Origin of the sequence: Paenibacillus sp. FSL W7-1287, assembly GCF_038004245.1 — a bacterium.
Lineage (GTDB): Bacteria > Bacillota > Bacilli > Paenibacillales > Paenibacillaceae > Pristimantibacillus > Pristimantibacillus camelliae.
The window spans coordinates 2270972-2290800 of record NZ_JBBORD010000001.1 but is presented as its reverse complement, the minus strand read 5'-3'; the positions used below and the strand labels follow the sequence as shown (position 1 = coordinate 2290800).

Annotated in this window: 24 protein-coding genes; 8 read left to right on the top strand and 16 right to left on the bottom strand. The window is 41.1% G+C overall.

Annotation, left to right across the window (positions count from 1 at the left end; genetic code table 11):
* Nucleotides 1–127: 127 nt before the first annotated feature.
* From NSQ99_RS10415 to NSQ99_RS10405, 3 genes are all read right to left on the bottom strand, one after another.
* A complete protein-coding gene (locus NSQ99_RS10415) occupies nt 128–1111 on the bottom strand; it encodes a ketoacyl-ACP synthase III (RefSeq protein ID WP_340836445.1) in 984 nt (327 codons plus the stop codon).
* A gap of 223 nt (nt 1112–1334) precedes the next feature.
* The gene (locus NSQ99_RS10410) at nt 1335–1643 is read right to left on the bottom strand and encodes a Dabb family protein (protein WP_340836443.1); all 309 of its coding nucleotides are present in this window, start codon (nt 1641–1643) and stop codon (nt 1335–1337) included.
* 28 nt (nt 1644–1671) lie between these two features.
* Complete coding sequence (locus tag NSQ99_RS10405; protein WP_340836442.1) at nt 1672–1962, bottom strand: hypothetical protein; 291 nt, start codon at nt 1960–1962, stop codon at nt 1672–1674.
* Between the two features lie 252 nt (nt 1963–2214).
* Between NSQ99_RS10405 and NSQ99_RS10400 the strand changes: the two genes are divergently transcribed.
* Nucleotides 2215–2754: an NADPH-dependent FMN reductase gene (locus NSQ99_RS10400; RefSeq protein WP_340836441.1), complete on the top strand. Its 540-nt coding sequence runs from the start codon at nt 2215–2217 to the stop codon at nt 2752–2754.
* A gap of 134 nt (nt 2755–2888) precedes the next feature.
* Here NSQ99_RS10400 and NSQ99_RS10395 read toward each other — a convergent pair whose 3' ends face one another.
* The 3 genes from NSQ99_RS10395 to NSQ99_RS10385 form a co-directional block, all read right to left on the bottom strand.
* Nucleotides 2889–3881 carry a glycoside hydrolase family 43 protein gene (locus NSQ99_RS10395; protein WP_340836439.1) on the bottom strand — a complete coding sequence of 331 codons (993 nt, stop codon included), beginning with the start codon at nt 3879–3881 and terminating at the stop codon, nt 2889–2891.
* A 128-nt stretch (nt 3882–4009) separates the two neighbouring features.
* Nucleotides 4010–4381, bottom strand: a complete 372-nt coding sequence (crcB, locus tag NSQ99_RS10390; protein WP_340836438.1) for a fluoride efflux transporter CrcB — start codon at nt 4379–4381, stop codon at nt 4010–4012.
* Nucleotides 4378–4755 carry a fluoride efflux transporter FluC gene (locus NSQ99_RS10385; RefSeq protein WP_340836437.1) on the bottom strand — a complete coding sequence of 126 codons (378 nt, stop codon included), beginning with the start codon at nt 4753–4755 and terminating at the stop codon, nt 4378–4380. Before NSQ99_RS10385 ends, crcB begins: the two co-directional genes overlap by 4 nt.
* Before the next feature lie 277 nt (nt 4756–5032).
* Here NSQ99_RS10385 and NSQ99_RS10380 point away from each other — a divergent pair, with 277 nt between their 5' ends.
* The 3 genes from NSQ99_RS10380 to cydS are packed head-to-tail and all read left to right on the top strand — an operon-like array spanning nt 5033 to nt 7523.
* Nucleotides 5033–6370, top strand: a complete 1338-nt coding sequence (locus tag NSQ99_RS10380; RefSeq protein ID WP_340836436.1) for a cytochrome ubiquinol oxidase subunit I — start codon at nt 5033–5035, stop codon at nt 6368–6370.
* Nucleotides 6371–6379: 9 nt separating this feature from the next.
* Nucleotides 6380–7411, top strand: coding sequence for a cytochrome d ubiquinol oxidase subunit II (locus NSQ99_RS10375; protein WP_251665246.1), 1032 nt, complete (start codon nt 6380–6382; stop codon nt 7409–7411).
* Entirely contained in the window at nt 7392–7523 is a 132-nt protein-coding gene (gene cydS / locus NSQ99_RS23245; protein WP_445670503.1) for a cytochrome bd oxidase small subunit CydS, read from the top strand. Before NSQ99_RS10375 ends, cydS begins: the two co-directional genes overlap by 20 nt.
* A gap of 111 nt (nt 7524–7634) precedes the next feature.
* On the opposite strand, the gene NSQ99_RS10370 is transcribed toward cydS, so the two are convergent.
* Complete coding sequence (locus NSQ99_RS10370; protein ID WP_340836434.1) at nt 7635–7823, bottom strand: hypothetical protein; 189 nt, start codon at nt 7821–7823, stop codon at nt 7635–7637.
* Between the two features lie 89 nt (nt 7824–7912).
* Nucleotides 7913–9007, bottom strand: a complete 1095-nt coding sequence (locus NSQ99_RS10365; RefSeq protein WP_340836432.1) for a metallophosphoesterase — start codon at nt 9005–9007, stop codon at nt 7913–7915.
* Nucleotides 9008–9065: 58 nt separating this feature from the next.
* Here NSQ99_RS10365 and NSQ99_RS10360 point away from each other — a divergent pair, with 58 nt between their 5' ends.
* Complete coding sequence (locus NSQ99_RS10360) at nt 9066–9464, top strand: thiol-disulfide oxidoreductase DCC family protein (RefSeq protein ID WP_340836431.1); 399 nt, start codon at nt 9066–9068, stop codon at nt 9462–9464.
* Here the strand turns inward: NSQ99_RS10360 and NSQ99_RS10355 are convergent.
* Entirely contained in the window at nt 9461–10381 is a 921-nt protein-coding gene (locus NSQ99_RS10355) for a tyrosine-type recombinase/integrase (RefSeq protein WP_340836430.1), read from the bottom strand. The genes NSQ99_RS10360 and NSQ99_RS10355 overlap by 4 nt on opposite strands.
* Nucleotides 10382–10719: 338 nt before the next feature.
* On the opposite strand from NSQ99_RS10355, the gene NSQ99_RS10350 reads away from it, so the two are divergent.
* Nucleotides 10720–11280, top strand: a complete 561-nt coding sequence (locus NSQ99_RS10350; RefSeq protein WP_251665243.1) for a maltose acetyltransferase domain-containing protein — start codon at nt 10720–10722, stop codon at nt 11278–11280.
* 415 nt (nt 11281–11695) lie between these two features.
* On the opposite strand, the gene NSQ99_RS10345 is transcribed toward NSQ99_RS10350, so the two are convergent.
* The 6 genes from NSQ99_RS10345 to NSQ99_RS10320 all read right to left on the bottom strand — a co-directional run bounded on the left by NSQ99_RS10345 (nt 11696) and on the right by NSQ99_RS10320 (nt 16818).
* Entirely contained in the window at nt 11696–12607 is a 912-nt protein-coding gene (locus NSQ99_RS10345) for an alpha/beta hydrolase (RefSeq protein WP_340836429.1), read from the bottom strand.
* A 26-nt stretch (nt 12608–12633) separates the two neighbouring features.
* A complete protein-coding gene (locus NSQ99_RS10340) occupies nt 12634–13353 on the bottom strand; it encodes a YebC/PmpR family DNA-binding transcriptional regulator (RefSeq protein WP_340836428.1) in 720 nt (239 codons plus the stop codon).
* A gap of 402 nt (nt 13354–13755) precedes the next feature.
* Complete coding sequence (gene comI / locus NSQ99_RS10335) at nt 13756–13851, bottom strand: competence inhibitor ComI (RefSeq protein WP_227793437.1); 96 nt, start codon at nt 13849–13851, stop codon at nt 13756–13758.
* Between the two features lie 185 nt (nt 13852–14036).
* Nucleotides 14037–14675, bottom strand: coding sequence for an NAD(P)-dependent oxidoreductase (locus NSQ99_RS10330; RefSeq protein WP_340836426.1), 639 nt, complete (start codon nt 14673–14675; stop codon nt 14037–14039).
* 62 nt (nt 14676–14737) lie between these two features.
* Nucleotides 14738–15091 carry a hypothetical protein gene (locus NSQ99_RS10325; protein WP_340836425.1) on the bottom strand — a complete coding sequence of 118 codons (354 nt, stop codon included), beginning with the start codon at nt 15089–15091 and terminating at the stop codon, nt 14738–14740.
* A 170-nt stretch (nt 15092–15261) separates the two neighbouring features.
* Complete coding sequence (locus NSQ99_RS10320) at nt 15262–16818, bottom strand: ABC-F family ATP-binding cassette domain-containing protein (protein ID WP_340836424.1); 1557 nt, start codon at nt 16816–16818, stop codon at nt 15262–15264.
* A gap of 216 nt (nt 16819–17034) precedes the next feature.
* Here NSQ99_RS10320 and NSQ99_RS10315 point away from each other — a divergent pair, with 216 nt between their 5' ends.
* The gene (locus tag NSQ99_RS10315) at nt 17035–17322 is read left to right on the top strand and encodes a hypothetical protein (RefSeq protein WP_251665237.1); all 288 of its coding nucleotides are present in this window, start codon (nt 17035–17037) and stop codon (nt 17320–17322) included.
* A 138-nt stretch (nt 17323–17460) separates the two neighbouring features.
* Here NSQ99_RS10315 and pyk read toward each other — a convergent pair whose 3' ends face one another.
* On the bottom strand, nt 17461–18879 hold the full coding sequence (gene pyk / locus NSQ99_RS10310; protein WP_340836423.1) for a pyruvate kinase: 1419 nt from the start codon (nt 18877–18879) through the stop codon (nt 17461–17463).
* 127 nt (nt 18880–19006) lie between these two features.
* Here pyk and NSQ99_RS10305 point away from each other — a divergent pair, with 127 nt between their 5' ends.
* Nucleotides 19007–19795 (top strand): helix-turn-helix transcriptional regulator, encoded by a 789-nt coding sequence (locus tag NSQ99_RS10305; RefSeq protein WP_340836422.1) that lies wholly within the window; start codon nt 19007–19009, stop codon nt 19793–19795.
* The last annotated feature ends 34 nt before the right edge of the window (nt 19796–19829 follow it).

Genomic DNA, 19829 nt, shown 5'->3' with positions numbered 1-19829 from the left:
TTCATCGTTTTACAATTAGCAAGAAAAATCCATTACACCGTTCAACTCCATTCCTTAAATTACTGGCAGTATATCATAGCAGCTATAAAAAAACAACCCAATCCTGTAATTTATCTCCAGCAAGCTGCTACAATGTCCACTTTATGAGTAGCCCGCAATGGGTTAAGCCACCACCGAAACCATATAGCAGTAAGTGTTCCCCTTGTTTAATACGTCCAGCCTTCACGGCTAGATCTAGAGCTAAAGGTATCGTAGCTGAAGAGGTATTCCCATAATCCTCTAGGCTATATAATGTTCGATCAAGACTAATTCCTGTGCGCTCACAGATCGATTCGATCATCCGCAAATTCGCACTATGTGGCACAAACCAATCGACATTTTCGATAGGGTAGTTAATGCCATTAAGCATCGTGCGAATCCCTTCAGGCACAGTCGTAACAGCCCAGCGATACACCTCTCGCCCATTTTGCACAATTCTCTGTTTATGCTCTAGCTCCTCACCGAACAGAAGATTCGAAATGCCAGAGCAGTATAGATTTTTGCTTTTTTCTCCTTCGGAGCCCATATAATGCGTAATGAAGCTTGGTTCATGTTCGTCATATTCAACGAGCACCGCACCTGCACCGTCTCCAAACAGAATACAGGTTGTACGATCCTCGTAATCAGTAATTTTGCTTAGTGTTTCTGAGCCAATAACTAATATCTTTTTATGCAAGCCTGAGGTAATTAAGGCGTTTGCCATATGAATACCATAGGTGAATCCAGCACAGGCAGCGTTAAGATCTAATGTGTCTGCATGACGAATTTCCAGTTTTGCTTGAATAATTGCTGCCGAGCTTGGTGTTGCCACATCCGGCGTGAACGTACAGACGATCAGCATATCGACGTCATCAATCGATTTTCCGTATCGCTCAACGAGATTCAGCACGGCTTTATAGCCTAGATCACTCGTATATTCATGCTCAGCAGCAATCCTTCTTTCCTTTATGCCTGTTCTGGATACAATCCACTCATCGCTTGTTTCTACGATTTTAGAGAAATCTTCATTGGTCATCACTTTCTCTGGTACATAAGAGCCTATAGCTGTAATTTTAGCTTTCGATTGATTCATATGACACCTCCAATTGTACGTTCAAGTTTATCATACCATAGATTAGTACCAGATACTAATACTTGATACTATATTGCTGCAAAATAATATGTACTCACATAAAAAAAGGAACAAGAATTGGAGAAATGATTATTCACCAAACTTGATCCTTTTGAATGTTACATAGCTGTAGGTTGAATATGGCCAAAGTATGTTTGCAAGCTTTCTTCTTATTGTTACTATATTACTGCTGATAGTGCTTATAGTCAATTTCAAGAAAATCTACTACTTCCTTCTCCCAGCGATCCTTTACAAACGCAGTATGAACTGGATGCTCATTATAGGCATCATAAGCGGCTTGAGATTCAAATTCCATAGAGAATCCGTATTGGTAGTTATTTTTCAAACTTACCTGATGAAAAACTTGAAAGTTCTCTACTGTCGGAATTGAGCTAAGTAGTGCTTGTCCATCAGCTAGAAATTGGCGAGCTGCTCCTGAATCCTTCTCATGCTTAAGTGTAAAAATAACAGAGTGGATAATAGATGTGTTCATTCGATTGCCTCACTTTTAATTAAATTTATTAATACTGCTTACAGGAAGCGCATGTATGTTCCTTTGAGGATAATTTAGTAGAGCATTCCGTACAATATACAAATTCTTTGATCATTGAATTGTTCAATGGGTTATTCACTGGATCGTTCACTGGATTCTGCTGATCATTCAAAATTTGCTGCATCATTTGCTTTAGATCCCGTACTTCTCTAGCTAGTTTTGATGACTCAACGGCACTTGATGTTATCCAATAAATAATCGTAACGAATAAACATATGCCAATAAGCCACGTGCATAAATTAGGAATTATCTCTTGCACCTTTTCTTCCCCTTGTTCAATTAATGAAACGACAATGTAACCGTTAAACTGTTATATTTCACCATATTATTTTATATTATTTTCAGCTTAATTGTAACCCTCATAACCCGCAATAAAAATTGATGATAAGATTTATGGATACCATTAAATTAAGGTTTTCTCCCTTTGAATAACAGCATCTTGACCACAGCATACTAACGACGAGCAGTGCTCATTAAACAGATGAATTATATATGAGAAGTGGAGGATATTATGTCTGATCTAAAAATCGGGATCATATTAGGTAGTACACGCGAAGGAAGAGTAAGTCCTCAGGTCGGGGAATGGGTAAAATCTATTGCGGATAAACGTGGCGATGCACAATATGAGATTGTTGACATTAAAGATTACAATCTACCACTGTTAGGTGAAGTGGATGCTACCGAGCAAGCGACTCGCTGGAATAACACGATTGCAGCACTAGATGGCTTTGTCTTTATTACTCAGGAGTATAATCACAGTATAACCGGAGCATTGAAGAATGCGCTTGATTACGCCCGTGAGGCTTGGAATAACAAAGCGGCAGGCATCGTCAGCTATGGTTCAGTAGGTGGAGCACGTGCTGCCGAGCATCTACGCGGTATATTAGGTGAGCTGCTTGTTGCTGACGTTCGTGTGCACCCTGCTCTATCCCTATTCACCGATTTTGTAAATGGCTCTGAATTTAAACCTCAAGACTTACACCTCAATAATGTCAATGAGATGCTTGATCAGCTTATTCGCTGGAGTAAGGCGCTTAAGACGGTACTCTGATGTTCTCCCTTTTGCTTTACATTAAACGTTACGTGTAATGTGATATAAATAAGGAAAAGCCTATCTGGCTATTCAAGACTCCTCTACAGAATCTTTAATAGCAGATAGGCTTATTTGTAGCTTACGCTATGCATTTATTTTTCTTCATCAGCGTAAGGATGAATTGTCACAATCGTTCCGTCTTCACGGTATTTCAGCTCAGTGAATTTAACGCTGCGCTTGTGATTAACACCGCCAGATAAAGAGCAGTCATGGTAGAACAAATACCATTTCCCTTTAAATTGTACGATAGATTGGTGTGTTGTCCAGCCAAGTACTGGCTCCAAAATTCTACCCTTGTATACGAATGGTCCAGTAGGAGATTTACTAATTGCGTATACTAGGTAATGTGTATCACCAGTAGAATAGCTCAGATAGTAGTAGCCATTGTGCTTATGAACCCACGGTGCTTCGAAGAATCGACGATCGTGATCGCCTGCAAGCAGTGGATTGCCGTCCTCATCAACGATGCTAATCTCTTGAGGTGCAGACTTAAAGGTAAGCATATCATCCGTAAGCTCAGCAACCATTGGTCCAAGGGCTGGTCCATTTTCGTCTGGGTCTGGAGCATCGGCAACAAACTCACCAGTTTGCCATTTTTCAAGCTGTCCTCCCCATAATCCACCGAAATACATATAGGCGCGATTATCATCATCAACATATACTGCTGGGTCAATGGAGAAGCTTCCTTCGATGTAGTTGTCCTCAGGAACGAATGGTCCCTCCGGATTTTTACTTGTCGCTACACCAATACGGAAAATGCCTTCCTTATCACGTGCTGGGAAATAAAAATAGTACGTATCGTTTTTGAATGCAGCATCTGGAGCCCACATTTGTTTGCTTGCCCATTTTACGTCACGAACATGCAAAGCTTGTCCATGGTCTACAACAGGCGCATCGATATCGTCCATCGATAGAACATGGTAATCCTCCATTTTATATTGATCCCCGTTATCATTACTTTCACCATCATGATCCAAGTCATGGGATGGATAAATGTAGATTTTGTCGTTAAATACATGTGCCGAAGGATCTGCAGTATAGATATGAGTAACTAAAGGCTCATTTTGTTTAGCTTTGTTTGACATATCGCTCTCTCCTCTATGTTTTAATTGGTTTTATAATTAATGTACACGCGTTCATTATTGCGCAAAATGATAGCGTTGTCAATACATATTTATTAAATCATACATAAAAAGCCTGAATCCCTCAGGCTTTAACAAAAATAACCTATGATAGCTATACCTATTGCTGCAATAGCAGTACCAAGTATGACTGTTACCAGCATATAAGCTGCAGCAGCAGTCCATCTTTTCCTTTCAATAAGCTGGACTAATTCATAGCTAAATGTCGAAAACGTTGTAAATGCACCGAAAAATCCTACGCCTATCCATTGCCAAGCAAGCTCACTAATTAGCTGATGCTCATATAAGCTCCAAAGTATGCCTAACAAAGCAGAGCCAGTAACATTAATGACTAAAGTAGCATAAGGAAAGCTCTTTACGTGATTCCATATCGTAAGCTGACTAATATAGAACCGCAGGCATGCTCCAAGCGAGCCCATCATAACCGCACCTAGTATAATCATCCATTTTCGCCCCTAACTCTTCTACCGATCCACACACCTAATAGAGCAGCAAGTAGCCCGCCTAGCAAACTTGCGATAATTACAAATCCAGCCAAGCCCCATTCATCTGCCTCAAGCAGCTTTACTACATCTAAGCTAAACGTAGACATCGTTGTAAACCCGCCCAGCAAGCCTGTTCCTAGAGACAATCTCATGCGACGAGTTCGTTCTTCATGTGCAGGCATTAGCGTAAAAAGTATGGCAAGCAGTAGGCTTCCTACTATATTGATCCATACCGTATGCAGCCCGTGTGCAAGCGGGAAAAGTGTGTTTACTCCTACGCGCAGTAATGTTCCAGCAGCGCCTCCTAATGCTACCCAACGATAGCTGCCCATCCTATCCCCTCTTTCATAAGCTTGTCCTAATATAATAACAAAAACAAAGCCGCAGTCATATGATTTTCATTCTTCATCATGAATAGTTCTACGCTCGATTGGCATCATAATTATGAATGATTTACTAAGGAGTTTTTTGCCAATGAAAAAAACAGTAAAGAAAAAGGAGAATATCATCGAACGACAGGAACGTCGCTTAATTATGACTTGCTTCGTCGTTGGGATAATTATGCTTGCTGCATTGCTTCACAAAATGTTTTAAGGAGTGTTGGAAACGGTGACCTTGCTTTATACCTATGATCCTGTTCTATTCAGTAGATGGTTAACGTCGTTAACATTGGGATTTCATATTATATTCGCTACGATTGGTGTAGGGGTCCCACTCTATATCGGTCTAGCTGAATGGATAGGGATTAGAAAGAATGACTTTCATTACATATTATTAGCGCGAAGATGGTCCCGGGGCTATGTGATAACTGTTGCTGTTGGCGTCGTTACTGGTACAGCGATTGGCTTACAGCTGAGCTTGCTATGGCCTAGCTTTATGCAGGTTGCTGGACAATCCATTGCACTTCCACTCTTTATGGAAACCTTTGCGTTCTTTTTTGAGGCTATATTTTTAGGTATCTATTTATATACCTGGGATCGTTTCAAAAATCGAAAAACTCATCTGCTATTGCTAATTCCTGTTGTAATCGGATCAGGTGCTTCGGCAATATTCATCACGATCGTTAATTCGTTTATGAACTATCCTGTTGGATTTACCTATGAAAATAACATGATTACAGATGTCAATCCTATTCAAGCGATGATGAGTCCTGCTGTTCCAACGAAAATTTCGCATGTTCTTACGACTGCATATCTAACGTGTGGGTTAGTGCTGGCTGCTATTGCTGCCTTTGCCTATGCTCGCGGGCAACGGGAAACCTATCATCGTAAGGCTTTAAAATTTACGATGATCTGCTCCTTTGTCTTTATGATTGCTACGGTCATTATCGGTGATCTATCGGGTAAATATTTAGCGGTCTATCAACCAGAGAAGCTAGCGGCTACAGAGTGGCATTTCGAAACGTCGACGCATGCGCCCCTTATATTAGGTGGTGTGCTGCAGGAGGATAATACCGTCAAATACGGACTTGAAATCCCATATGGCCTAAGTATATTAGCTTTCAGCAACCCTTCTGCCGAGGTGGTAGGACTAGATCAATTCCCAGAGGAGCATTGGGCACCACTATGGGTACACTATATTTTTGATATGAAAATGGGATTAGTAGCGATGATGGTACTCATTACTTTGCTGTTCATGATAGAGCTTATCCGTAAGAAAGGGAACATTTATCGTGGCTGGCTGCTTGCACTCGTCGTTGCTGCAGCACCTATTGCCATGCTCACGATTGAGCACGGTTGGATCTTTTCAGAGGTTGGTCGTCAGCCTTGGGTGGTGCGCGGCATCATGACAACGACAGAGGGTGCAACGAGGTCAGAGCATGTAGATACGATGCTTTTAATGTTTTTCCTGCTATATACAGTACTCGCTATATCGTCTATTCGAGTGTTAACGAGAATGTTTAAGAGAAACAAGGTTGCAGACGAACTAGCGTTATATGAGAAATAGAGGTGAATTATGAATTTTGAGCTGCTAGGTATCACTGTGCTTTGGACCTTTCTATTCGGATATTTAATTGTAGGCTCCATTGATTTCGGCGCCGGCTTCTTTATGTACTACAGTACGATAAGCGGTACGAGACATATCATTCACAATATGATTGAACGCTATCTTTCCCCTGTCTGGGAAGTGACGAACGTTTTTCTCGTTTTTTTCTTTGTCGGGATCATCGGATTTTTTCCTGACATCGGTTATTATCTAGGGACTGCGCTATTAATTCCAGGCAGCATTGCTATTGTTTTACTTGCAATTCGTGGCTCGTATTATGCGTTTACCTTTTATGGTAAAGCCAATAACCGACTATATAACCTGCTTTATGGCGCAACGGGCCTGCTCATCCCTGCATCTCTTTCGACCGTTCTAACGATATCAGAGGGCGGTTACATTCAAGTGAATGATAATGGAAAGGTTATATTTCTTGCTAAGGAGCTCTTTACAAGCCAATACTCCTGGAGTGTTGTCGTGCTCGCTCTCGTTAGCGTGCTTTATATTTCAGCGATGTTTCTGAGCTATTATGCCTTCAAGGCATCGGATAAAGCCGCCTATCGAGTGGTGCGGAACTATGCTTTAATCTGGAGCTTACCGACATTGCTGGCAAGTTTGTTTGTTTTCTTTTCCATCTATAATCACAATCGGGAGCATTTTAATAATTTGCTTGAGATATGGTGGGTTTTCTTGCTCTCAATCCTCTGTTTTCTGATTGCGATTTACTTGCTATATTCGAATCAGAGGCTAGGTTGGTCGTTTGTATTTGTTATTCTTCAATTTGCATTCGCATTTTATGGCTATGGAGCAGGACATTTGCCTTACGTTCTCTATCCTTACGTAAGCATTTACGACAATTTCACAAACCCAAATATGGCGCTAGCGCTCGTTGTGGCGTTTATATTGGGTCTCGCATTGTTGGTGCCTTCGTTATATCTCCTATTAAAGCTGTTTCTATTCAACAGTGATTATGTGAAAGGAAAGCATGGATATGAGCCTCGATGAATTTTTAGTGCTTGTGTGTCCCCCGATCGTTCTCGCGATCGCGATTAGTTTTCTTGTTGTATGGGGCTCGATGGGCAATACAGATGAGAAGAAGGATCCAAGAAACAATTAGCTTAACACGAAAAAGCCAGCATTTCGCCTCATTTATCAGCTTACGAATAAGCAGAAAATTAGGCGTGCTGGCTTTTCTTGTGTAGCTATGTTACAGCTGCTTGTACAGCTATTAATTGGACTGCATCCATAAAAGTGAGGCAACCATTGGAATGATAACAATGATAATAACGGCTACTACCGTTGCGGTAAGCAGCCATTTTTTGCTGCGGGAACTCATAGACTTCGGCTTCGTAACTCCACAGCTTGGGCATGCTATAGCATTGGCTGCGATAGGTGTATGACAAGCTTTACACTGCATGTTTAACATACCTTTCCTAAGTGATGAGATGCCTTTTGAGGTTAGTTAATGACATTAATTAATTTCATTATTGAAATGCATTACAGAAATCAATTGTTAAAATTGATATGGATCTGTACAATTTCCGATTGCGTTCCAATTCGAATCGGCGGTCCCCAGAAGCCATAGCCAGAACTAACAATTGTATGAAGCTGACCTTTTTTCAGATAGCCCCAATCATTTTCAAATAATCGATTTGTAATTAGATTTCCTGGCATGACTTGACCTCTATGCGTATGACCAGATACAACAAGATCAACACCAGCCTGCTCAGCTTCATCGTATTCGTATGGCTGGTGATCAAGTAAAATAATCGGCAGAGATTGATCAAGCTGAGATGTTAATTGCTCCGTTGCAAGTCGTTCCCCTTCAGAATAATCCTTTCGGCCAATAAGAGCAAGTCCTCCTTCGATCGTAACCGTCTCATCATACAGTATTTCGATATTAGCCGTTTCGATGGCAGTGATTAACTCTGATAACTCGCCACGGAATTTATCGTGGTTCCCAAGTGAACCATACACGCCCAGCCTAGCCTCTAGCCCACCTAATATGTTAAAAATTTGTTTTTTCTCGACGATCTCAAGATCATCGTCAATGATGTCACCAGGAATAATGATGAGATCAGGCTCCAGCTCGTTTACTTCCTTAACAAGTCTTTCTGCATGCTTTTTACCAGATAAGTATCCAAAATGCGTATCCGAAAACATGACGACGTTTAGGTCCTCTGGATAAGACTTATCGATGTCGATCGTATATGTATTCACCTTAGGTGTATAGGCCATATAGCTACCATAAGCTAATGCCGCAACAAGCACAACGAATGCTATGCGAGCTGCTGCTACTCGCGTTTTCTCCCGATGTAATGACGTTAATCGCAGAATTAGCATGATAAGATGAACCAGTGGTAAGATCATTAAAGATAAACTAAATAGTGCTAACCAGTAGTTTCCGATAACGGCTAATAGCGTGCTGCCACTGCCAAATCTAGCTAAAATAAAGGATACAGAAAGGAATAACATGATTATGCTGTAGGCTATGAGAAACCATCGATTGCCTTTAATTCCTATTCCGCGATAACCGCTCCATGCCACATAAAACACTAATCCCGCATAAATGAGGAGTGTCACAATTAGTATGAAAATCACTTGTAGTTTGACATCCTTTCTATTATAGTAATAAAAAAAGTAATAAAGGGGTGATCGCATGAACACACATACCATACTGCTATACGATGGGGAATGCTCTTTCTGCAATGGTACGGTTCAATGGATTATTGCTCGAGATCCACATGCGAACATTCGCTTTGCCTCACAGCAAGGTGAGCTCGGTCAAGCGCTTCGCGATAAGCACCAGCTTCCGGTCGAGCTTGACTCGCTTGTACTAATCGATCACGGTAAAGCCTATGTATACTCTGATGCCGCGATCCGTCTAACAAAATATTTACATCGAGCTTGGCCGCTTGCTCAGGTACTGTATATCATCCCTGGCTTCATTCGTAATGCTGTCTATCGATTTATTGCTAAGCGTCGCTATCAATGGTTTGGCAAAGCGAAAGCATGCATGCTCCCCACTCCTGAGATAAGAGCCAGATACTTAGATTAGCGGACGTTTATTTCGGTTTGTAGATCAGGCATACGAATCGATGCTACAGCATGCTTCTTCTCTTCATCGTGAATATGGGTATAGATCATCGTCGTATCAATGGAGCTGTGCCCCATTAGTTCTTTTACGACTCGAATATCCACTTGGTTTCGTAACATTAACGTAGCGAAGGAATGGCGAAGCTTATGGCATGACAATTGTAGTCCTTGTAATTCAGCATGTTCAGCTTTTAGCTGCTTAAACATTTCCGATATAATTTTTTGTATTTGGCGGATAGAGAGCCTTCTTCCCTTTTGAGAGATAAAAAATGCTTCGTCCTGCGGGCGGTAAGGCTGAATTCGTTGCTGTAGCACACGCTTCATATATTGATTAACCTCGGGTGCTAACGGAATTTCATTCCACTTCCTCCCTTTTCCAAGCACGGTAATGGTTGCTTTTTCCTCATCATAGTTGCTTATATTAAGACGATGCACCTCTCCTACCCGCAATCCACAGTATGCCATTAATAACAGTATTGCAATGTTACGCTCCTGGTATTTCCCTTCTATATAATTGATCGTTAATGCGAGCAGCTCTTGCTCCAAATAAATCGGCTTACGATTTCGTTCTGTTTTGGATTTTTTTACTTCTTGGGCTGGATTGGTTACAGCCAGCTCAAAGTCAATAAGTGCTTTAAAAAAGCTTCGCAGTGCTGCAAGGCTTCGATTTCTAGCGCGGTCAGATAGCTGCTCCTTCTCCTGAACAAGGTAGCTAACAATCGTTAGCTTTTTGACATGCTTAAGCTCAGTACCATCTAAATAAGCTAAAAAATTCCGAACCTCTCTTACATATTCCTTTTTTGTTGTATCTGCATAGCCGGCTTGTTTCATCCAAAGCTGAAATACGTTAACCGGCTCTTCATAGCGCTCTTCTATCATCAGGTTTCCATCCCCTTACAATTTATGTATTATTCAACTGAGAAAGTAGCCAATAAGAGCTCGACCCTGTCCAATAAAATCGCTTAAAATCAAAAGTGCGCAAAACATAGATTTTGTGCACTTTATTATAGCAGTTTTGGGCCGCATAAGCTAATCACACAAATCATTAATCTCGTACGCCTCAACTGTTAATTTCAACTCTATTGACTTGTATCCTTTAAGAGAACTAAAATCACTGATGCTTATACTGGTTAACATGCCCCCACTTTTACTTGAATTGTTAAGGTCAAACCTGTATCGTTGTATATATACGAACTTATACTGAAAGAAGGCTTAAGATGAAAACAGAAAAACAAAAGATGATTGCAGGCGAATTGTACCTTGCTGGAGATCCCGAGCTTCGTGCAGATCGTTTGCGTGCTAGAAAACTAGTTAGAGAATTTAATGAGTCGCAGGATGACCAGATTGAGAAGCGCACTTCCATTCTTAAGCAATTACTCGGCTCAACGGGAAACAATCTATATATGGAGCCGAATATTCGATTTGACTACGGCTATAATACTTACGTTGGGGAAAATTTCTTTGCAAACTTCGATTGCACCATCTTAGATGTTTCTGAAGTAAGATTCGGAGATAACTGCATGCTAGGCCCTAGTGTACATATATACACAGCTACCCACCCCCTCCATCCAACCGAGCGTAATTCTGGTGTGGAGTTTGCTAAACCAATAACCATTGGCAATAATGTTTGGATCGGCGGTCATGTTACAATTAATCCAGGGGTAACGATTGGTGACAACGTGGTGATTGCTTCAGGTGCAGTCGTAACGAAGAACGTACCGGACAATGTTGTCGTGGGCGGAAATCCTGCTAGAATTATTAAGGAAATTGAATTGTAAGATCAAGGATCATCAGAACGTTATAATTGTTATGAACGTTACGAGATGTGATATATAGTACAAGTGAGAAAGCGGTAGTCTAGGATCAATTATGTCCTGGACTACCGTTTTTTATATTCACTGGCCTTCTCCTCTTCGTTACCTAGCTTCTTTTTTATGGATTGAATCATTAAGAACATAATTTAATACTTTATTTTCCACTGACACCTACAACTAATATTTTTTACAGCAAAAGTCGATTATCCATTTAAACAATAAATTAATCTTTTAATCCATATTAGTTTACATAATTATTTTTATGAGTACTATTATAGAAAATCCGCCTTTCGATTGACATCCTTGTCGCAGAATGATCGTCGTGGCGGATTTAACTTGTTGTCTCATCTTTAAAATGAATTTTTAGAATGAGTTAGCTTCATTTTACTGTAAAATGCAACTGCAGCCAATGATGCGCCAGCTCAACCCATTGCGAAGCCGCTGCATTCATTTGTCCTGCATGCGTGGCAGTCGTAGCATCAGCTAGAGACAAGCCGTGTCCGCCCTTCTCGAATACATGCAGCTCGTGCGGTATACGATGCTTGCACAGCTCCAAGGCAAAGGTTAATGAATGTGCAGACAAGACGAGATCATCTTCTGATGTATGCCACAGGAAGGTTGGCGGTGTATGCGGTCCTACAAAATGCGATGGAGTAAGCTGCTTTAGCTCCTCTGCCGTCGCTTGTTTTTCACCAAACATTGCTTTATTAATTTCATTATACAGGCCAGTAAATTTTACTTTATCTTGCTCTGTCATCCATTCCATAGCTAGCTGATTGTCAATTAACGCATAACCAAGAATTAGTGCATTCGGCTTCACTTCTTCTGGTTGAACATCAAGCTTTTCGGCTACATCCGCTCTATTCCAGTGTACACCGATGCTTGCTGCTAGATGTCCTCCTGCTGAGAAGCCAGCAACAGCAATTTGGTCTTCTGCGATATTCCATTCCGCCGCCCTGCTACGAATCGTGGCAATTGCTTTTGCCGCATCGTATAGTGGCTGTGGAAATTTGACGTGTGGATTCGGATTGCTCTGCTGCTCTGCTGTAAGAGGAGCCGCTCCGTAGTACGTATTATAATGCAACACAAATGTACGGTAGCCAAGCGATGCAAATCTTAATGCAATGGGCTCTGCTTCACGATCAGAAGTATATAGATAGCCCCCACCTGGCAATACCAATAAAGCTGGCTTAGGACTTGCTTGTCCTTCCTGCGCAACCTCGTATGGGATGTAAGCCGTTAACGTTACTTGTGGGAATTCCTCCCACAGCTGAATCGTTTCGATATGCATGCCGAACCTCCGTTTTCTCTTGTTAATTAATCTTCTAGATTAACGTTATGGTATACCTGCTGCACGTCCTCAAGATCCTCCAGCGCATCAATCAGTTTTTCAAACTGTGCTTGAGCTTCAGGAGATAGATCTACCTCATTGTTTGGCAGCATCGTAATTTCTGCTACATTAAATTCAGTAACATCTGCTGCTTGGAAGGCTTCCTGTACAGCCTGAAAATACTCTGGATCAGCGTAAACAATAATGTCCTCATCCTCAACAAGGATATCGCGAACATCAACATCAGCTTCTATTAGAAGCTCCATCACTTCATCTTCGGTTTTTCCAGATATCCCGATAACAGCCGTCTGTGTAAACATATACGATACAGAACCGCTCACGCCCATACTGCCGCCATTTTTATTAAATGCAGAACGTACCTCAGGCGCAGTACGATTGACGTTATTCGTTAACGCATCAACAATAACCATTGATCCGTCGGGACCAAAGCCTTCATAGCGCAGCTCAGAGTAGATCTCATCCGCACTGCCTTTCGCTTTTTCTAGCGCACGATCGATTATCGCTTTTGGCACGTTATATGTTTTCGCACGCTCAAGAACGACCTTTAGCGCACGATTTGATTCAGGATCAGGCTCACCTTTTTTTGCTGCTACATAAATTTCAATTCCGAATTTCGCATAGACACGGCTTGTATTTGCATCTTTCGACGCTTTTTTTTCTTTGATATTATTCCATTTACGGCCCATCTTGCTCCCACTTTCTTCATAAAATGTACATTACCATTATAGCGTATTTAGTAATAAAAACACAGCTAAACCGATTTAAAACATAAAAATTTGAATTGAATTTGCATTAAATGAACAATGTACAACACTTGCATGATTCGACTTTATTAGCTAATATTTATGTTGTCACCTTTAACCAAATCATTCATTTAGTATACTTAGTTTACATAATTAATATTACGTATATTCATGTGTAATTTTTACTGATTCGAACCTTTGCTAATCTACTCGTATATGGTAATATATACATAATAAAGACCAAGTGCTGGAACACTTGGTCAGTACAATTGGCTTGGATGGATGTTCCCATTTAAGTCATAAATGGTTTAAACCCACCGTCGGCTGTCAATCTTCGGGTGGGTTTTACTTTTTCTTGTTGTTGTTATTAATGTATGTTAAAAGTGCAAGAATGAACGATCCAAAAAGAAACATAATCGTTAACGCATCCTTCACTTCCATGGCCTCACCCCCTTTCGAAGGGAAACCATACCCACCCAAGATTCAATTGTAGCTCTATTTTACCTTCAATCTGCTTAATATACAATATTTACCTACAGTAATTTAAGTATCAGATAGCAATACAGGTTAAGTGCAATGTTAAGCACTGAAGTCTTGCTGAGCTTGCGAATAGAGCTGCTCATTCCTCAATGTGATATAAAAGGAGCTCTATGTACATATGTTCTTGCGTTGATTTGGCTAACAATAAAGGCTGCGATATCTTGATTCGTAATCTTAGTACCTGGCATATCGATTAAGCTTTCCTTAATCCTCTTAGATTGTAGGCTGTCTTTCACAAAGGGTAGTCTGATCAATGTCCAGTCGATTTGCTTATTAGCTAACATAATGTCCCACTCTAGCAGCTTATCTGTAATTAATTTAGGGAAGAAGAGCTTAAACAAGCTTGCTCCAATTCTATTTATTACATTCTTCTTATCTCCATTAATCGTTAAAGAGGCACCTGAAACTCCGATATAACGACTAATGTTAAGCTCGTTCATCACACGAAATATATCCGCCGTTACCTTGCTATAAATCGGATCTTCTTTTGCTGGTTGCCCAAATGTATTGATAACTATATCACAGCCTTCTAGAAGTGTTCGTAACGTATAAAGCTCTTGAACTTGTCCTTCAATTACTTTGATCTGTTCGTCGTGATACGTCAATCGATTACGATCCCTAACAAGCATCCGAACCTGATAGCCTTCTCGTACTGCATGCGCCGCAACATAACGCCCTACCCTGCCAGTTCCACCGATGATCGCTATCTTATAACGCCTGTCCATTATACACCTCCTAAATATATACATATAGTACGTTTAGCTCATATCAACGTTTCCTTTTTTTACTAATGCAAATTTCTAAGTTGGCGTCCAATAACTGTTTCGCTTACGACATCAACATAGATATCTATCGGTCCAACAATCTCATCCTTACTAGTCTGAATCTCTACCTTGTAAATTTTCGCGTCAGTGGATAAGTCCTTCGTATCTATATAACTAGGAACCCTTTCAACAGAAATGGGAGTGACAATTTCCCTTTTCCACGACAACACAGTTGACCTCTCGTCTGTGGTAAGAGCTTCTTCAGCAATTCTTTTGGCAATTGTAAATTCAATTAATTGATCTTCATTTATAGTAGAGCATCCCACGAACAGCATTGCGAGGATCATGATGAAGGCCATCATATTTAATGTTTTCATGACAATTTCTCCTCCCTTTTGAAGGATAGACGAAACTTTGACGGGAATGTTGCAGACCATAAGTGAATTAACTCCTGTATGACTCCATTCAAGCAACGACAATAGAGTATAGAAGATATGAGAACATAAAAAAGAGACGGTCTAAGGTCCGCCTCTCTTTATAAATCTAATTAAAATACTTTCGTTGTCCAGGATTCGCAGTTCCAAACCTCGTTAACAACCTCTTTATAAAACTCAGGCTCATGCGAAATCAACAGAATAGAGCCCTTGTACGCTTTTAACGCACGCTTCAGCTCTTCCTTCGCATCAACATCCAGATGGTTCGTTGGCTCATCGAGCACGAGAACATTGGATTCGTGGTTAATGATTTTACATAGACGAACCTTTGCTTTTTCTCCACCGCTCAGTACTTGAATTTTACTTTCGATATGCTTCGTCGTTAAGCCGCATTTGGCTAGCGCAGCACGTACCTCGAACTGTGTATAGGACGGGAATTCCTTCCATATCTCCTCAATACAAGTGTTATAGTTATCTTCACGTGCTTCCTGTTCGAAGTATCCAATCTCTAAGCTCTCTCCGCGCTCGACCTCTCCATCAACAGCAGGAATGATGCCGAGTAAGGATTTGAGTAGTGTCGACTTACCGATACCGTTAGCACCGACAAGTGCAATTTTTTGTCCGCGTTCCATGCGGAGGTCAAGCGGACGGGACAATGGCTCACCATAACCGATAACAAGCTGCTTTGTTTCGAAGATGAGACGGCCAGACGTGCGGCCTTCTTTAAAATTAAATTGCGGCTTTGGTTTTTCCTTCGCCAGCTCGATGACTTCCATCTTATCGAGCTTTTTCTGACGTGACATCGCCATATTACGTGTTGCAACGCTCGCTTTGTTACGCGCAACAAAGTCCTTAAGATCAGCAATTTCTTGCTGCTGTCGTTTATAAGCAGACTCAAGCTGCTGCTTTCTCATTTCGTACACTTGCATAAAATGATCGTAATCACCGACATATCGCTCAAGCTTTTGATTTTCCATATGATAGATCAAATTAATGACGCTATTTAAGAACGGAATATCATGAGAGATCAAAATAAATGCATTTTCGTATTCCTGCAAGTAACGCTTTAGCCATTCGATATGCTGCTCATCCAAATAGTTCGTCGGCTCATCCAGTAGCAGAATATCTGGCTTTTCTAGCAATAGCTTCGCAAGCAATACTTTCGTACGTTGACCACCACTTAGATCATGTACGTCTTTGTCGAGACCGATGTCGGTAAGCCCTAAGCCACGAGCTGTCTCATCGATCTTTGCATCAATTAGGTAAAAATCCTGATTCGTCAATGTATCCTGAATGTTGCCTACTTCCTCAAGCAGCTTTTCTAGCTCCTCTGGAGATACATCGCCCATTTTAAGATACATATCATTCATTTCCTGCTCCATATCGAACAGATATTGGAATGCACCCTTAAGCACATCACGGATCGTCATTCCTTTTTGCAGCACCGCATGCTGGTCCAAGTACCCAACACGCATCCGGCGAGACCATTCAACCTTTCCATCGTCTGGCTGCAGCTTGCCTGTAATAATATTCATAAATGTGGATTTACCTTCACCATTGGCACCGATTAATCCGATATGCTCGCCCTTTAGCAAGCGAAAAGAAACATCATTAAAAATTGCACGATCGCCGAAGCCATGGCTCAGACGCTCTACGTTTAATATACTCATGTAAGCACCCTATTCTTTGTTCATTTCTCGCTATATTATAATCGGAAATCCGCTCTATACTCAACCGTTTCCTATAAAAACATACAAAGTCTATCACTCTTTCACAGGTTTTGTCGATAAGTATATGCAATCCGCCATACATAAAGTGACAAACAAAAATGTAGCGATTTGTTACCATTACGTTATTCCGAAATTTTTCTTTGAGGTGACTAACTGATGGAACTTAGCTTAATTATGAATGAACATTTTGAAAATGAAACGATTTGCTTTGATGGCTTTGCCTTCAAAAACTGTATCTTCTCGAACTGCGTCATATTAATAACTTGTATGGATTTTGAATTTGTCAATTGCTCCTTCTTTGGTTCGACACTACATATCGAACCATCGTTACCGATATTTGAAATATCGCATCAGCTGTCTCAATCGATCTATGATGAATCGACACAATGCTATCGCAATGAATTTCAATATCCAAATCCAGAATTCCCGTTATTAAAGGCTTGACGTTTCGATGTAATGGTTCCTATTAAAGCCAGCGTGCGATCGATGCACGCTGGCTTTATGCTTTTCAATAGATGCCTATTACAATTAGCAAAAGAAAAAGCCTGCTAGGCGTACCTAACAGGCTCTAACTCGTTACATCTACTCAACCTGATGAATTTTAATAAGATTTGTTGCACCAGCGCGACCGCTTGGAATTCCCGCAGAGATCACAACGAAGTCACCAGCTTCAACATAGTTTGCTCGAACACTGTTACGAATCGCAGAGTTGAACATATCATCTGTTGTTGTTACATATTCGCCTTTTACAGGGAATACGCCACGAACAAGTGATAGACGACGCAAAGTTTTTTCGTTTGGAGTGATCGCAATAATTGGTGCCTTTGGACGATACTTAGAAACCATACGTGCTGTAAAGCCGCTTTCTGTTGGTGTAAGAATCGCTTTCGCACCAATTTGCAGTGAACTGTTTACAACTGCTTGTGAGATTACTTCAGTAACGGAGCTAGATTTTGTATTCATATGCTTGTTGAAGCTATCCGAGTAATCGATTGTAGATTCTGTACGCTCAGCAATCATCGCCATCATTTTAACTGATTCTAGCGGATATTTACCTGCAGCAGATTCGCCAGAAAGCATAATCGCGTCAGCGCCTTGTAGCACCGCGTTTGCAACGTCACTAACCTCTGCTCGCGTTGGACGAGGATTAACTTGCATAGAATCAAGCATTTGAGTTGCTACAATAACTGGCTTACCAGCTTTATTACATTTCTCAATCATTACCTTCTGGATCATTGGTACATCCTCAGCTGGGATTTCCACACCGAGGTCACCACGAGCTACCATGATTCCGTCAGAAGCCTCGATAATCGCATCTAGATTATCGACACCTTCTTGGTTTTCGATTTTAGAAATAATTTGAATATGAGAAACTCCTTGATCTTCAAGGATTTGACGAACTTCTAGAACATCCTCGGCTTTACGTACGAAGGACATAGCAATCATATCAATTCCTTCTTCGATACCGAAGTTAATGTGAACGATATCACGTTCAGTTACTCCCGGTAAAGTCGTACGAATACCTGGCAAATTGACACCTTTGCGAGGTTTTAATGCACCGCCGTTCATAACCTCACAATGCATATCAGAGCCTTGCACTTCCTTCACATGTAATTCAATTAGACCATCATCAATAAGAATAACATCACCAGCATTAATAACACTTGTCATATCCGGATAGTTGACACTTACACGCTTACCGTTACCAGTGATTTGCTCAGTAGTAAGTGTGAATATATCGCCAGTTTTTAGCTCGTAGCTTGATTCCTCAAGCGTACCGATACGGATTTCAGGACCTTTAATATCCATCATCGTTGCAACAATTTTACCAGCTTCCTCTGCAGCTTCACGAACAAGCTTAATGCGTGCGCTATGATCAGCTAGCTCGCCATGCGCCATGTTCAAGCGTGCAACGTTCATGCCTGCCAGCATCATTTCCTTAAGAATCGAAATTGAATTACTTGATGGACCCATTGTACATACAATTTTAGTGTGGCTCATTTTTGATCTCCTTCTGACTTTAAAACTTCTTTTTGGTTGTTATGATGTCTCCATTTTAGCCCTTTTTATACTTCTAGTACATGAAATATAGTATAATGGATGAACTATAGTGTACCGAGGTGACATTATGCTCGAAAATTTGACATTAACACATACGGAAGGATCTAACCGATCATCTTCCATTGAACATAGCAGCGCGGAGTATCATTTTTACATCATTACCTACGGTAGTTGTATCTTTCATACCTCTGATGTCACGATGACGGCTGAAAAAGGTCAATTTGTGCTCGCACCAGCTAATTGCTCCTATGAGGAGCGTTCAACGCAAACAGGACTACATCAAAAGTACAGCTTCTCCTTCACATGCAGCCAGGAGCTTCTACAAGTGCTGCCGCTATTACAGAAAAACAATTGGCTCATTCTATCGACGGGCTTGTATGATCGCAGCATAGAGCGCCTGCGCCCTCTGTGGAAGGAGCTACAGGAGGAACAGCCTTACGCAGCACTACGAATTGGTGCTTACTTGCTTGATACACTTGTCCTTTGGCAGCGCGAGCTAGATCGCGGGGAGCTGGCACCTGCATCACTCATTCATATTGAACGTATGAAGCAGTACATACAATCTCATTATCGTCAGAGGATTACGAAGGATGTACTTGCCGACTATATAAGACGTAGTCCAAGCTATACCGCTTCCCTATTTAAGAAAGGAACGGGTCAGACGATTAGCGAGTATGTCCATGCAGTACGGATGAAAACAGCGATGTATATGCTGTCCGCTTCCCTATTATCGATTACAGAGATTTCGGAGTATTTGGGCTATGCCGATGTATCGTATTTCCAACGTCTGTTCAAGCGTACGTTCGGCAATCCACCAAGTCACTACATGCAAGAACGAAGCGGCTCAAACTCCTGAATACCGCATAACAAGCGTCAAATAGCTTTAAACA